The organism is Amedibacillus dolichus DSM 3991 (assembly GCF_000154285.1).
GTDB classification, from domain to species: Bacteria; Bacillota_I; Bacilli_A; order Erysipelotrichales; family Erysipelotrichaceae; genus Amedibacillus; species Amedibacillus dolichus.
In genome coordinates, this window is record NZ_DS483474.1 from 100636 (window position 1) to 117261 (window position 16626).

Genomic DNA, 16626 nt, shown 5'->3' on the forward strand with positions numbered 1-16626 from the left:
TATATATTTTATTATACCATTTTTTAACGCTTTCATAAATTACCTTTTCAATTCCTTGGTGGCAAAGAGAACAGAAATTTGTATTCTTACTTTCAAATTGTATTTTATTACAATCTGCATACAAACCACCAAATAGCTGTGAGCCAACATTAGCCATAGCATTACAAAATCTGCATTTCGCCTACATAGCAAAGCCTTCCTTTGATCGCAAGCAGTATATTATTCAAAATAAAAAGAATGCCTCCGATCAGCATTCTCTATCCACTAAGCTATCCTTTTTGATTAGCTTTTCCTCAACAACCTCAAACATCAAAGCCGCATCATTCTTATTCACTTGCTTTGGTAAAGCCAATACGCGCACCGTTAATTCACGATAACCGAAGATAACCTTTACAATATCTCCGATTTTTACATCAGTTGCCGGTTTGGCGACACGTCCATTGACATAAACACGCTCATTATCCGCCAGCTCCTTAGAAACACTTCTGCGCTTCAAAATGCGAGCTGTTTTTAAATATTTATCCAATCGCATAGTTTCACCTCACCGATAGTTTACCATTTATTGCATTTGTTGGCGAGCTAAAAGTTGTGCAAATGCCTCCATAGCCGCATATTCCTCCTCCTTTACCTCTCTTTTCTCCAATAAGACCACAAATGCTCCATACCAATCCCCATAGGCAGTAATCGGATAAATAATCCCCTTATGTAGCTTATCCATATCTTGAAAAACCTGTTTACCTTCAAAATGACATACGCGATGAACATGCGTAAGCCGTACAAATTCCTCCTGCAAATGATACTGGTTTCTCTGTAACCATTCTTCTTGGATAAATAATACTGTATTTTGATACATTGCTTGTAAGGTTTCACACATAATACAGATTTCCTCAATATTTTTTGACATAACATCGAACTTTTGTATTAAAATCCGATCGTTTTCTGTGAAAAACTCAATCGAATCGCCTTCCTTCAAACGATATTGCTTACGAATTTCTTTCGGTATTACAAGCCTGCCTAAATCGTCCAATCGACGCACGATACCAGTTGCTTTCATCACAACACTTCCTTTACTAAAGATAGTATTGACAAGCACATTATCAAATATACCGGCAGGTATGCAAAAAAAGTATAGGCGATATGAAAAAAGATTTCCGACATGATTGTTTTCTTTCATGATGGAAATCTTTGTTTTATGTATCCATTATCAAGAGAAAGCCGATACACAGTCTTTCTACTTATCCTTTTTATGAATCTTTAACATTTTAAATAAGAGCCATAAGCCCATTAGGGTTGCACTCATATACCCCATAAAGCCGATCAGTGGGATACCGAATACCTTTGGCTGCATATCGGTAGTACAAAGCAAGGAGCTTCCTACCAACAATGCCGCAGCTAAAATACATATAATGATACGATTGACCATCTTATCTAATTTCGTAATCGGTTCTTCACTGCCGATAACATTTAAATTCAGCTTTAATTGTCCCTTCTTTGTCATTTGAAGAATATGTGATAGCTGTACAGGAATATCAAGGCTGTGATAACCGGCATCGTAAAGCTTCTTTCCCAATGCTTTGATGTCTTTTTTAATTTTTGCACCATCAAAAGAAGAAGCCATGTGATTTGCCGCTATACGAATCATATTGGTAGAATCACTAAGATCCATCAATGTGCTTTCCATGGTTACCATACCACGTGCCAGCATACTGACTCCCTTTGGCATAGATATGCCATGCTTATGACAAAGCTTGAAAATATCTTGTACCATTACGTCCATTTTAATCTGTGATAATTCCAAGGTTAGATAGGTGTCCATAAATTCTTCCATGTCATTAACAAGCGTAGAATAATCAACGCTGTCCTCGTGATTTCCAAGCGTTAACACCACATCGGTTAAGCGCGCAACATCATTGGCAACAATCGTTTGCACCGCTTCTTTCATTAACCCTCGATCCTTAGGATCCAAAATTCCCATCATACCAAAATCAATCCAAATGATTTTGCCATCACGAATACGAAGATTTCCGGAATGTGGATCGGCATGAAAGAATCCATCATCAATGATTTGGGTTATATAATTATCTGCCAACTTATCCGCAATTTCTTCACAATCATAACCGGCTTTTTCCAAGGCAGCTTGGTTGCTGATTTCAATTCCGTCAATATACTCCATCATCAAAACTCGTGTTGTTGTATATTCACGATAAATCATCGGCGCATCAATGTATTTCAGATCTTCATACGTCTTTTTAAAGCGTATCGCATAACCGGCTTCTACCGTAAAATCCATTTCCTGCTTTGCCGCTGCCCAAAATTCATCAAGCACAATATCAATATCCACAACACTGCCTAATATTTCCGATAATCGCAAGAGTCTTGATGCCTTGCGTATGAGGGATATATCCCGTTCCATCATCTCGTAGATATGCGGTCTTTGCACCTTTAAAACAACCTGTTCTCCGTTTTTCAGCGTTGCCTTATGTACCTGAGCAATCGAAGCACTTCCCAACGGATCTTTTTCGATACTAACAAAAACATTTTGAATATCACAGGCATATTCTTCTTCAATGACCTGTGCAATAGTTTCAAACGGAAGTGGGTTTACATTACTTCTCAGCTTCTTCAATTCTTTACAATAGCGCTGAGAAAACATGTCCTGACGTGTGGACATGATTTGTCCGATTTTAACAAAGGTCGGTCCTAAATCCTCAATGATAAGTCGCAGCTTTTCTGGTGATAAGCCTTGGGTAATATGATGCTTGCGCAAAATAGCAACGATTTGCGCAAGCCTCTTTTTGCTGTTTAATGCACCGGCATCACTCATTCACTTCTCCGTTATCCTGTAAGGCTTCCAGCTTTGCCTTTAATACAGCCAATTCCTCGGCAGACAGATCCTCCATCATCTTTCCGATTTGATCTACATCTTTTTTTAATTTCAGTTTTTCTTTAATGTCGTGCTTTAGTTCTTCATTGATGATCTTTCCTTGCTCTACCGTTAATTCTCCTTTCTTTACCAATTCATCAATCACATCTTTGCTTTTCTCAGCAGTTAAAGCTGCTGCGCCGATACCGGCTAATAATACTTTTTTAACATCTTCTCCTAAACGATCAAGCATGATCAGCACCTCTTTTCTTATCTCTATTTTATCACTTTTTAAAGTATAGTTCACTTTTTAAAATAATATTTCTATTATTTGTCATTGTTGAAAAATATGCTAAATCACTTATATAAACCAACAGAAAGCTACCTTTTTGTATATATTAAATCTGTCATGCCATTATATGATTGTGTTTTTAACAGTTTAAGCTTAATTTCATGATCCGTTTCTCCAAAAAGGCGAATGCCTGAACCTAAAATTGTCGGAATAACAGTAATATAATAACAATCTATAATATCTTCTTTAACAAGCTGTTGGATTAGATTTGCTCCACTACATATCCAAATACCCTTTCCAACTTTTTTAATAGGTCAATAGGATTTTCATTGGTGAAACGGGCTTATTCAAAGATGCTTAAGATTTTATTGTTGTTACTTAATTTCAATATTCGACATGGTTACTAGCCCCAACCGAATTAAAATCGTTTCTACAATACGATACCAGATAATAATGAGAATCAGAGCTAAGGTATATAAAATTATCGACGCTTGAAAATATTGTCTACTGAAATAAATAATAACAAATGGCGGCAACATTAAAATTACAAAGAATATTATACTTATGATTATTTTCGCGGTATTCTTTGTATCTACTAAATTAAATTCAGCTCCACAAGAACATTTGTGTGGTATCATTCCAAATTTAATATTTAATTTCGTACCACAGCTCGTACAATACAATTTCTTCATTTTCTCACACTTAATTTATTGTTATCTTTCAAAAGTATTATATCATTGAGGAATGAAACCGGCATGCTTTTTTCAAACATTTCATTTATAAATTTTTTATAAGCGCCATACTTCTGTGTGCGTCTATATGCGTCATTGGGTTATTAAAAAACCTGTATGTTTGGCATACAGGCTTATAAATATTTCTTCAATCTTTCCGCAGGCTCTACGCTTTCCCACTTCACACCTAAATCCTCACGACCAAAGTGTCCGTAAGCAGCTAGCTGACGATACATCGGTTTACGCAGCTCCAATTCCTCAATAATTGCAGTTGGTCGTAAATCAAATTCCTTATTTACGATTTCCGCAATTTTTTCATCATCAAGTTTTCCCGTACCGTATGTATCCACAAGCAAACTTACCGGTTTGGCAACACCGATAGCATACGCTAACTGTACCTCACATTTTTCTGCTAATCCGGCAGCTACGATATTCTTCGCAACATATCTTGCGGCATAAGCAGCACTGCGATCGACCTTTGTAGGATCTTTTCCGGAGAAGGCACCACCGCCATGTCTTGCCATTCCGCCATACGTATCAACAATCAGCTTACGTCCGGTCAATCCACTATCGCCCTGTGGACCACCGATGACAAAGCGACCGGTTGGATTGATATAGATTTTCGTATCTTCGTCCATCATATCCTTATCAACGATCACATCAATCACATGCTTCTTTAAATCTTTACGAATCGTATCTAAAGAAACACTATCCGAATGCTGTGTAGAAATAACGATCGTATCTACACGCTTTGGTTTCCCATCATCATATTCAATCGTAACCTGTGTTTTTCCATCAGGACGAAGATAGTCCAAAACACCGTCTTTACGTACCTTGGTTAATTGCTTAGCTAACTTGTGTGCTAAAGAAATCGGAAGCGGCATAAGCTCCGGTGTTTCATTGCAGGCATAACCAAACATCATACCCTGATCACCGGCACCGTTATTTTCTTCTCCGCCTTCCTTGGTTTCCAAGGAATGATCGACACCTAAAGCAATATCGCTTGACTGCTCATCAATAGAAGTAAGTACGGAACAAGTAGTTCCATCAAAACCATACTTCGCACGATCATAACCGATATCCAATACCACATTACGTGCAATGCTTGGAATATCCACATAGCAGTTTGTAGATATTTCTCCCATAATCATAACCATACCTGTCGTACAGCAGGTTTCACAAGCTACACGAGCAGCTGGATCCTTAGCTAAGATCGCATCAAGCACCGCATCACTGATTTGATCGCAGATTTTATCCGGGTGTCCTTCCGTTACAGATTCCGATGTAAAATATTTTTTTTGTACCATATATATTTCCTCACTTTTGCTACTTTATTCTAACACTTTAAAGGGAAATTTCAATCTATTTCGCTACTTTCCTAGCATACTTGTTACGAAGATAAAAAAGCTGCTGTTCCATAATGCCCAATTCGTGCTATACTTTTCCTATTCGGAGGTGTCTATCATGGGATTATTTCGAAAGAAAAAGCAAAGCAAGGCAACGGCATCAGCTGAAAAAACGGAGCCTACGCTTATCATTGAAGCTTCTGACAATCAACCGGAAGCATTGAAAAGAGAGATTTTACCTACCTTTATTGCCTTTCTGCGTGATATTACAAGATTGGAAGAAAATACTCAGCGCAAAAGTCAAATCCTAGAGCGTGAAAAGCTCGAGGACGGTTTATCTGATTTCGCACGTACACCAGAGATTGAAAAGTTATGGATTCATTATCATGAACAATTTGAAAAGCTGGCTACACCTCTTTGTTCCCCTAAACTATTACAACGTGGTTATGCCGAAACCTTTGCGACTCCGGCACGATTTCATTACATCAACAACGGTTGTCGCTTATCAGTTACATTTACTAATGAGCATACCATCGAAATTATAGCTGAAGATTTCTCTAATCTTCAACAAAAGGATCGCTTTATCCTTCGTTTTATGGATAACAAATGGCTTATTGATGAGGTTTATTTTGCTTATCCAAACAGTGAACGATGGTATATGGGCAACATTTAAGCTTATTTTATATACTAGTTTTCATATAAGCATAGTTAACAAATTATGCTTTTTTCTTTTTCACAGCTAGCTTTCTTATAACACTTAACATAGCTAATCCTGAAACTAATAATAATACTATCCATAATGTTATATTCGTGTTATCACCTGTTCCAACTGAACTATCTGGAACATTAGGAGAAATAGGAACTTCGTTCTCATTTTTCTCAATAAATTTTGGCTTAGAATAGACATTAAATATCTCACTGCTATCTTCAATCATAGGTATGGATATTAAAAAAGGTTCTGAACAATATTTACTATCATCACTCTCTTTTTGAGACACTAAATATAAGCCTAAATTTAAATTAGAAAATTGAACAACTCCATTGTTATTCGTATTTTTTTCTTCACTAAATGAAATATTCTCACTTTTCATATATGCTTGTAATTCATAACTTGTTTTTTTCATTTGTGATGCATTCATATTTGTAGAAATATTCTTGAAATATTTAAAATCTTCCACATTGACAAATTCTCCGTTAACAATATCTGCAACTTTAACAATTTGAAATGGCATATCGACAAACTCAATGAGTTTACCATCATCAAGATAATGAGCATACAGAGAAATGGAGCCTATATTTTCTTTAGCAAAAACTGTTCTTGTAGGCAAAAAGATAAATAGCATACAAATGATTATGATTTTCAAATGATTTTTATTTACTAACCACTTCATGTTTTTTCCTCCTTACCTTCCATAACAAAAGCATTAATGCTAAAACTGTAAACCCAATGAGAAGAATTTGAATTTCAAACGGTATATGAATTCCGTTATTAACTTCATTGGCTTGTTCTTCAACCGCTTTTTGATAATCAATCCTTGTTCCTCTAACTAACAATCGATGAGTATTGACAGAATAAGGAGTACAAGTAATCAATGTTACATAGTCTTTTCCATCTATAATTTCAAGATCTTTTGTTTCTGTTGGTAAGACGATCTTGATTTGATCAATTTTATAAGCACTTGTATTTCCCAGCACTTCCATATAGAAAATATCTCCAATTTCTAACAAATCTAAATCCGTAAACAAACTGGAGCTTGGCAAGCCTCTATGACCTGATAAAGCCACATGGGTACTCTTACCCCCAACCGGTAAAGAAGTTCCTTGTAAATGTCCGACTCCTTTTTGTAAGACCTTATCTGAAGTAGTATGGTAGATTGGTAATTTAACGTCAATTCTAGGAATCTGAATATATCCCATGACTCCATCTCCATTAGAATTAAGCAAACTCATGTAATACTTATCTACTTTTTCAATACTCATAAAAGGATCATACAATTCCCCTTTTCCTATCAAAGAGGAATTGTATGCTTGTGCTTCTTGAAGCATTTTATTTTTTGTCTCTTGATCCAATCCTACAATAGATTTTTCATACGATTGAATGACTTTGGAGCTATGAATTCTTGACAAATAATCACTAACTGTGGGATAGAGCAATACACCAACAAAAAACAATAATGCTATGACCCTGATTCCATCAAAAATTCTCTTTTTTCTATTCATAATATGTGTTATTTATTTTCATTTAATTTATTCTTTTTATTTGATTTCATAAATGAATATAAAACTGCTAAGATTCCTCCTACACCAACAACGGTAAATAACACTGTACCCATTCCACCGGTTTCCGGTAATAATGAACCTTTGTTGTTATTTACTGTTACATCGTTACCAGTTACTGTAACATCAGTTCCATTATTATCAGAAGATGCTTCAATTGTGATAGTTGTAGGAGTTGTTAATTTGTTATATCCATCTGGTGCTTTTGTTTCCACTAATGTATATTTTCCATCATCTAACCCCTTAACAGTAATTTTACCGTTAGTTGGTGATACTAATGTAGATGTTTTAGTTAATTGATTATCTGCATCAGTAGCAACTCTATATTCACCATTTCTTAAATCAACAAATTCAATTGGATCACCATTTGTATCAGTTCCTCTATATAAGTTGAATTCTGCTCCTGCTAATGTTTCAGTTCCATCTCCATTTTTCTTTGTAATAGTCAAATTATGTGTTCTTACAATTACTTTATCTGGAGTTCCCTGAGTTAAATGATCAGGATCATTTCCATATTCAACATTTGCAGTATTGGTTTCTTTACCAGCAGTAACTGCGTTTTCATTTAACACTGCATCATATTCAAATACGATAGCTTCATTTGCTTGATCTTTATATTTAATAAAGTCATTAATTTCGATAGTAATTTCTTGTCCTTTAACTGTTACTGTATACTCAGTGTCTGTAAGTTGTTTATTACCGATTGTAACTTTTTCATTTAATGTTTCTTTTGTTACTGTTAATCCTGAACTCATAGTATCTGTTAATTTAAAAGTATATTTATCAAATCCTGTCATGTTTGGAACCATAGACTCAACTTTGAATCGAATAGGATCTCCAACTTGAGCAGAATTCCATTTATCTCCATCAACAGTTTTATCTACATCAGGAGTTTTCCCTTTTAGATAAACATCTTGAGTGGCTTTTGCGACTGTTGTAAACATTGGAGTATAGTTTTCACCACTAGGGATAATAACATAATATCCTGCATCTAAATTCTCGATAGTATATGTTTTGGCATCTGTCCCTATTAATGTTTCAACAGCAACTAAGTTTTCGGTTTTAACATATTCTTTCACTTTATTTTGAAAAACCGCAGTCTTTACATTTTTTTTAATATAGTTATATGCCTGTTCATCAGTAGCATAACTATTTTGCGTAAAGAATTTTCTAAAATTATCTGCAATCGTATAAGCTGCTGATTCCCCATCTGCTGTAACAGTGGCATTCATCATCTTATAAACCTTAAATTCCACTCCGTTAACATTGTGTTTCCCTGTGTGCAAGGTAATTGTTCCTTGTGTTGCGGCAAATACATTTGTTACCATAGAGAACATAACAACAAATGTAAGTGCAAGTGTTCCTAGTTTTTTAAGCATGTCTTTCATTTTTCTTTCTTCCTTTCTTTAAACTATAAAATACTGCTGCTATACCTATCATACCTACTAAGGTAAATACATACGTTCCTATTCCACCTGTATCAGGTAAAAATGGAATATGTGAATTGGTAATCGTAATAGTGAATCCATCTTCTGAACTCTCTATTGTTGTCGAATAGCCATCAACCTTTTTTTCACTTAATTGATAGGTATAATAAGCGTGTGTACCACCATCTAATACTTTATAGGCTTCTAATCCTTTCACAGTCTCTCGCCATATATTTTGCATATCATCTGATGGTTTTACTATAATCGTCTGTTCAAATTGTTCATCTTTAACCACTGTGCCATTTGCTTCGTATGTTCTTGTTAAAAGAAGTTCGATTTGAGCTGGGCGAATATTTTCAAAATTGCCAAAATCTTTCCAAATCTTGTTGATTGTTAAATTGATTAACTCATCGCAAGGATCTTGCATATCAGATGGCGGTGGAGTTAAATTTTCCTCATTATCCGATGTTTTTTTATCTTCCATCAATACTGCTTTTGCTGATGAAACATAAACCCCTGCTTTTTCCTGTATACCAACGCTAGAAAGAATAGCATTTTCGAACTTAACATATTTATCTATATCATTAATATGTGAAATTACAAACTCATTCCAATTTATATTCGATGATTCTGCAGTTATCGTTTTACCACCGACTATAAGAGAAGTTAACTCGTTATGATCACGATAAACACGATATCCATTGTGATTTCCTTCAATATTTTCAACTGTATTAAAATCGTATGCTGAATCTAAGGAAGTTTCTCCTACAAACGGACCAACCTTATCTTTTATACCACAAATGGTATCTGCATAATACATTTGATTATTTTCAAATAATCCTTCATCATTATAGCCTACAAAACCACCGGCATATCCTTCTTGATCTGTGCCATCTTTTTCATCATTTGCACCGCCACCAAAAACATCATAGCCAATTGAAATTCCTGTAATTGAAGAATTTTTAATACTTGTACGATTGGATTTGATTAATCCGATATTGATATTCTTCTTATCTTCCTCACTTATATGATTTCCCTCTGTACTTGTACAAGGTATCTCAATATAACTGTCCCCAATATGTATTTGAGCTAGATCACTTGTTCCATCTCCGTTGTTTCTTACTAAAGCAACAGAAATCGGTAATCCTAGAAGTGTTACGGAAAGTGTTTTTCCATCACTTAACAATTTGATCTCTAAAAGTTTTCCAAGACCTAAATCAATTACACCTAAGTTTTGCAAATCACCAACATATAAAATATCCAATAATTTATTTACAATACTCAAAACAGGATTTAATAATGTAGTGGAACCAGCATCAATATCTGCCAAGTAAGAGAATGTTGTTCTTCCAACAAACCCGCCGGCAATTTGATCACTGTTTACCTTCTTGATGTTTGTAACATGACTATTATTTATTTTTGCAAGATCCGCAAGACCTGCAAACCCACCGGAAATAGATTCCTTTCCGTTTTGTGAATTTACAAGAAAACCTTCTTGGATTCCATCAACCTTACAATCATCACAATGAGAACCAAAGTTATCCAACACTCCAGCTGTGGCATTTAACAAGCCGGTAAGTGCGCCTCCGGTTGCTGCTTTATCTAAATCAACAACTCCGCTTTTTCCAAGATGTCCGATAAAACCACCGCTATAATTTAATGCATTTACTTGATTCAAATTCGTAACGCTTGCATTTTTTACAGATCCGTTTAATAAGCTTCCGCCAAAACCTCCGGTATTTCCCGTTTGTACTGTACTTTCAAAGCCACCTGCTTCGTTTTGCGTATTGGCACTGACAATTAGACCATGCTCAGTTGATCCACGCACTGATGCATGATAAATATATGTTCGAAAGGCATCTAGTACATCTAATTCACCTAGTTTAATGAGACCTAAAATACCATTTGATGCATTGTCCCCTACTTCAGCAACGGCTGCCACATCAGCTAGTCCAAAGAAACCGCCAACGTGTTCTCCGCCAATTACTTTTCTTATATTGTTTACAATCAATGAATCGCTATTGCTACCTTTATCGCCTAATACCGCTCCACTCATATTTCCTGCAAAACCACCGCTTGCATAGGTATATTGCGTGTTTGGATCATTTTCTTTTTGATATCTTCCGTCAATTGTAATACCCCAATTATCCCATGCATCTACTTTGGCATATTTTATTGTAGATACTGTTGCATTTAATAAAGAAGCTAACTTATCCGGATTTCCTAAAATAGGTTTTAATAATATCGGAAGCAATCCGTCATTTGAACCGATATTTACTTCTGCAGCACTTCCTGAAAGGATACTTCCGACAAAGCCGCCGATCGTATTGGTTCCTTTGACTGTTTTTAATTTTTCAATCGAACAGAAATTATCTTCTTTTCCTTCGATTTGACCACCGATGATGATACCTGCAAAACCACCGGCATTTCCTTGTTGATTTTTTAAATCCGTTCCGTTAGCAAGGATCGTTGCTCCTGAACGATAGCCGTAAGCAGAGGAAGTCTTAATCACCGGTACAAACGTCTGTAACACCGGTAAAGAACCTACAACATCAAGATCTCCTATTTGAATGCCACCGACATTGGCTACACCGGCACTTGACATCTCACCGACAAACCCGCCACTGCTTCGATAAGCAGTAACTAATTTTATATCGTGTGCTTGCCCGGAAGTTACAACTCCTCCGTCCATTCTTCCAACATAACCACCGGCACTGCCACCTTGCGTTGCTAATGTACCTGCGATTTCTCTAGCAGCCTTAACATCATATCCATAAGCATATTTTTCAATAATTCCATTTAACTGTTCTTGTGTTTCTACTTTTCCTAATTCTTGTAGCTGCTGACCGTATGCTCCATTGACTCCAACTACTCCTACCCAAGCGTTCCATACATCAACGGTTAATTTTCTTAATGGTCCATATACCGCTGTGTTTGTTTCCGTAGAATAAACAGCTCCAAGAGCAGACAAAGGATTGCTAATATTGATAATACCAAATAAAATATGCAAATTTCCTGTATCTGCAACATTTGCATTTTCTGTTCGGCCACTAAAACCACCGGTGAATTCATATCCATAGACATTTCGAATACGCACTGCTGCATTTTCTTTTAAAACAGTAGGCTTCTTTTTATTCCATTCCCTTTCAGACATTCCTTCGATTCTTCCACCAATGTTATGTCCAACATAACCACCAGCCAAACCTCTTTCACGTGTTTCATCACTAGCAGCATTTGCACGAACTGCACCACCACAAGGAACAGATGTGGTTTCTGAATTGTAAATCATTGGGATAAATGATTGAAGAATTGATAACAGATTTCCTTCAACCTCTAATAAACCGCCTAAAATATCAGCATTTCCTATAACGCTTGCCACATTTCCCGGTTGCATTCTACCAACATATCCACCGGCCGTTTCTTGACCGATAATATATTCAAAATTATAAGCATTGCAATCTTGAAGCGATGAACCATCAATCGATCCTGCATATCCACCGGAATGACCTTGTAGATCATTGCCAGCTTTGAAGTTAGCAAGTACGGAATATCCTCCTACTTCACCTAAAACATTTGAATGTTCAATTTGTGATGCCACAACATCTAACGCTTGTGTTACATCATTTAAACCTAAAACATTACCAAGAACGCCTAACCCTGAACCTAACGCAGCCGAGCTTCCTATATCTAATTTACCAACATAACCACCGGCATATCGTAATCCTTTGATTGCATATTTTGATTGATCAGAAAAATAGGAAGATCCATCATTGCTATTTAAATCACTTGGCGCTTTAACCGTTGTATGTCTTAACTGATTTACATGGGAATTGCTGATTTTTAATCCACTTCCATATCCGACATAACCTCCGGCACTACCGGAATTACTATCATTTTCATCTGTTGAAGTTACTTCAACAATAAGTCCATTTGAAGAAACCCCTGCTGAATTGATGATTGGAATATAGACGTTTAAAACACTTAACAGGTTACTGGCATTAATGTTTAAGAGTCCATTTAAAATGGATAAATCCCCGGCAGTCGCTAAACCGCCCGAATAGATTTTTCCACCAAATCCACCGGCATAATATGTTCCTTTAACATTTAATATATTAGATACTGCATAAGGCTTATCTAACCCTTTGTTATCTATATATCCGCTTTGCATTTCTCCGATAAAACCACCGGCATAAGCTGCACGTACTTGCGCAACCTCTGCAGATTCCGGTTGGTAAGCAACGGTTGTATTTTTAAAATCAGAAACCAAATATGGAACAGCATTTAACAAGCCATTAATTCCTAAAAGCTTTAGTGCCTCTGTATCCTTATTAGCAGCATCAGCTAAGCCTCCGGTTTCTGTTGCACCTGCAAAACCTCCGGCATATCCGCTTATCCCATCAGCTGTAACATCTTTTAGTCCTTTTACATGAGAATTACGAATATGTACACTTGTTGATTTTCCGATAAATCCACCGGCATAATATTTTGTTACATCAACATCAGATGTTTTTGTTCCTAATGCTTTTACTGTAAATCCATTTGTTGTTCCCTGCACATCACATTCGCTAATATCCAAGACAAGCCCTTGTGCCAGATCAAGCAAGTTTGCTATTTTAACTAAACCAAGTATATTCAATGCCCCGGTTTCAGCTAAACTTCCAGTTCCACCATAACCAGCAAATCCACCTGCATAATTGTTTGCTTCTACTTTTTGAAGTTCACTGATATGCACATTTGAAACTGTTCCACCCATTGCTTTACCTGCAAATCCACCTGCATAGTCTTGGGTTGCATGAATAATTCCCGGTGCATTAATGCTCGATATCGTTATATTTTCAATTTCAAACCCTAAGAAATTTCCAATTCCTAAAGTTTTATTTAAGATTCCTCCGGCACTTGCTGTTTTTGCTTCTCCGATAACTCCACCACTACGAGATTGAGCGGAAATTTCTTTTAAATTAGAGATCGTATTCTTTCTTCCTAATACTGTGTAATTTAATTCACCTATTACATTTTTCCAAACATAGGATTTTACTTTTAAGTCAGAAGAAGAAATAATTTTTACGCCATCTCCTTGACCAACCATTCCTCCGGCATACTTATCATTTGCTTTGACAGTTAATGAACCTGTTATTTCATTTCCAGCTAGGACACTCGGACTAATCCCTGTTAAAGACAGCAATACATTTTCTTCATCTTGCGTTAATATCCCACTTAATAAACTTCCTAATAATCCTGTTAAGTCCTTTTTTCCAGTATAGAAATCTTTTAAAGAGATTGATTGTCCTAAAGCCGCAATTCCACTAATTCCACCGGCATAAGAATCGGCTGTAATATTGGTTGTTCCAGATACACTGCAATCAACGATAAAACTGTTTGCTAACGCCCCGCTGATTCCTCCACCATACTTTTCATTTGCATGAACACTTAAATTATTGGTTTCTACACGACCGTTTAACAAAAATGTATTAAGTTGAAATGCGTTGAATAATTCTATACCTAAACCATTTAACACCCCGACTAATTCAGCATTTGCGCTATATCCCGCAAATCCACCTGCCATATTTTTTCCTTCAACAGTTAAACTATTCGCTTTGATTGAAGAATTTTTGATTTGTGTTCCAACTGCTTTTCCAACAAAACCTCCTTGATAATTATATGCTATATTTCCGACTGATAAATTATTGCCACTATTATCAAGATAACAATTCGAAATGGTTGGGCTTTTATAGCCGGTTGGAATAAGTTTGTTTAAATCAATAATGTTTCCATCTAAGAGTACCTCAATCAATGTCCCTAAATCTACAAAAGGAATAATATTTAAAATTTCTTCTAGAATCGTAGTAAGGGTTCCTAAAGCATCTTGTAAGCCACCATATTCTGTAATTCCTTCAACATGCCCGACAAAGCCACCGGTTAAGTCATTTACGTTACTTATTTTTATTACATTTTCTACAACACAATCTTCGACAGATACATCACCGCTAATTCTACCTGCAAATGAACCAGTCGCAAAAACACTTGGATCTCCATCACCATTAGGATTCAGTAAATTTCCTAACACATCTCCAAGATCCCCTAACAAGATACCTAAAATTGGCTTCAAAAGATCTAAAAGTTCTTGTATTAATCCTCTACGATCCACAATCTCGCTAGTTGCATTTGTTACAGAAATATTTTGAAGCTTTATATTCTTTACAGAAACTTGTTGGTCTACAACACCTATTTTTTGAGTAGATTTTGACATGATACTTCCAAAAAATCCTACACCTGATTGTTCTTTTATGTCGATCGGAGAAGTTTGATTAACTGTAATATTAGAAATTACAGATTGCCTTGTATTTACAATTCCACTATCATTCCATAAAGTACTTTCAGCATTTTTATCTTCAGAAACAGCACCGACCATTGTGCCACTAAACATCAATGGCTTCCACTCAACGTTATTTAAGTCAATATCTCTAAAAATAATATAATTCGCATCACTGGAATACTTTAAATCTTTATACTCCGCCTTTATTTTACTTTCATCAATATTTTTATCAGGTTGATTCGTTTCGTGATTATATCCGACGATTTCGGATTCTCCTAATAACAACCCGAGAATACTACCTAAAATATCAACAACTGAATCTAATAATCCTTTATTGTAATCAATGTGCATAAGTTTATTTGAACTGTTCTTATCTTCGTAGTATTTAAACTTATCGCCATCATAGGTAATCTCGGTATTAAAATCCGCATCTCCCGGATAAAGAGGTTTATATGTTCCAGATCCAATTCCTAACGCTGGTTTCTTATATAAAAACAAAGTAGGTGTTACTGATTGATTTGTCCCGATTGCTCTTAATTGTTGTTCATTACCAATTAAAATGTACCTTATACCATTTAGTTCTTTATACACCTGTCCTATATAATCTCTACCGGATAACTCTGCATTTCCCCATCTGTTATTCTGCAAAACCTCTATTTCTTGTTTCTTTTCTTCTTGTTCTTTTTGTACTTTTATTGCCTCAGTTGCAGGTCGTAAAGCAGTAAAGTTTTTTGAAAGAACATAAGTATGTTCATTGCTATATGTTACATAATCTTGTGAATTATTCGGATAGATCAATTTGCCTTGTCCAAATAGAGTTACATCATAATCTAATGATAATATCGGTTCTAATGAAGCTGAATCACTTTGTATCAAATCTAATTGATATGAATTATATATGTAAATAGTATCTGTATCTTCATCATATAATTGAGGGGAGCCTGTTTCTTGTTTACTAAGAAATGAACCATTAAATCCTTCTGGCAAATTCCATTTTTCTCCATTTAATGCAATATCGTTTTCTAATATGTAAGTTGCGTCTAATGAATATGTAATTGTTTGATTATCAACAACAATATCCTTTCCCAAACCAAAGCCTTCTTTTGTTTCGTCCAAATCCTTAACTTTTTGATTAGTACCTATGGCTTTTAATTGTTCAAGATTATAAATATGAATTGCTTCGTCCTTATATAAATGTGAATAGTCCTCAGATAATTCAGCCGGAGCTATATAATCTTCATTCTCATTTACTTCAGCATATATATTTTTATCTGAAATCTCATATACATTAAATGAAGAGAAAGCCACTACTAAACTCAACATCAACAATAATAATCGTGTCGCTTTTGTCTTTTTCATTCTTTCATTCCCCTTATA

General features: G+C 35.6%; 11 protein-coding genes. 1 reads left to right on the forward strand and 10 read right to left on the reverse strand.

From position 1 onward, the window contains the following. Positions 1-247: 247 nt before the first annotated feature. The 6 genes from EUBDOL_RS03500 to metK all read right to left on the reverse strand — a co-directional run bounded on the left by EUBDOL_RS03500 (position 248) and on the right by metK (position 5193). Positions 248-532: an RNA-binding S4 domain-containing protein gene (locus EUBDOL_RS03500; RefSeq protein ID WP_004798547.1), complete on the reverse strand. Its 285-nt coding sequence runs from the start codon at positions 530-532 to the stop codon at positions 248-250. Between the two features lie 27 nt (positions 533-559). Further along, a complete protein-coding gene (locus EUBDOL_RS03505) occupies positions 560-1054 on the reverse strand; it encodes an AbrB/MazE/SpoVT family DNA-binding domain-containing protein (RefSeq protein ID WP_040463025.1) in 495 nt (164 codons plus the stop codon). A 177-nt stretch (positions 1055-1231) separates the two neighbouring features. Beyond that, on the reverse strand, positions 1232-2824 hold the full coding sequence (locus EUBDOL_RS03510; protein WP_004798552.1) for an ABC1 kinase family protein: 1593 nt from the start codon (positions 2822-2824) through the stop codon (positions 1232-1234). Then, positions 2817-3116 (reverse strand): aspartyl beta-hydroxylase, encoded by a 300-nt coding sequence (locus tag EUBDOL_RS03515; protein WP_040463027.1) that lies wholly within the window; start codon positions 3114-3116, stop codon positions 2817-2819. The genes EUBDOL_RS03510 and EUBDOL_RS03515 overlap by 8 nt, the downstream gene beginning before the upstream one ends. 128 nt (positions 3117-3244) lie before the next feature. After that, complete coding sequence (locus tag EUBDOL_RS11180; protein WP_328284341.1) at positions 3245-3466, reverse strand: dihydrofolate reductase family protein; 222 nt, start codon at positions 3464-3466, stop codon at positions 3245-3247. A gap of 554 nt (positions 3467-4020) precedes the next feature. Further along, entirely contained in the window at positions 4021-5193 is a 1173-nt protein-coding gene (metK, locus tag EUBDOL_RS03525) for a methionine adenosyltransferase (protein WP_004798558.1), read from the reverse strand. A gap of 157 nt (positions 5194-5350) precedes the next feature. On the opposite strand from metK, the gene EUBDOL_RS03530 reads away from it, so the two are divergent. Further along, a complete protein-coding gene (locus EUBDOL_RS03530) occupies positions 5351-5905 on the forward strand; it encodes a hypothetical protein (protein WP_004798560.1) in 555 nt (184 codons plus the stop codon). A 43-nt stretch (positions 5906-5948) separates the two neighbouring features. On the opposite strand, the gene EUBDOL_RS03535 is transcribed toward EUBDOL_RS03530, so the two are convergent. From EUBDOL_RS03535 to EUBDOL_RS03550, 4 genes are read right to left on the reverse strand one after another with little or no spacing between them, the layout of a single operon-like run. After that, on the reverse strand, positions 5949-6623 hold the full coding sequence (locus EUBDOL_RS03535; protein ID WP_004798562.1) for a pilin N-terminal domain-containing protein: 675 nt from the start codon (positions 6621-6623) through the stop codon (positions 5949-5951). Then, positions 6604-7452: a class C sortase gene (locus EUBDOL_RS03540; protein ID WP_004798564.1), complete on the reverse strand. Its 849-nt coding sequence runs from the start codon at positions 7450-7452 to the stop codon at positions 6604-6606. The genes EUBDOL_RS03535 and EUBDOL_RS03540 overlap by 20 nt, the downstream gene beginning before the upstream one ends. 8 nt (positions 7453-7460) lie before the next feature. After that, a complete protein-coding gene (locus tag EUBDOL_RS03545; RefSeq protein ID WP_004798566.1) occupies positions 7461-8897 on the reverse strand; it encodes a SpaH/EbpB family LPXTG-anchored major pilin in 1437 nt (478 codons plus the stop codon). Next, positions 8881-16608: a Cna B-type domain-containing protein gene (locus EUBDOL_RS03550; protein ID WP_004798568.1), complete on the reverse strand. Its 7728-nt coding sequence runs from the start codon at positions 16606-16608 to the stop codon at positions 8881-8883. Before EUBDOL_RS03550 ends, EUBDOL_RS03545 begins: the two co-directional genes overlap by 17 nt. Positions 16609-16626: the final 18 nt, after the last annotated feature.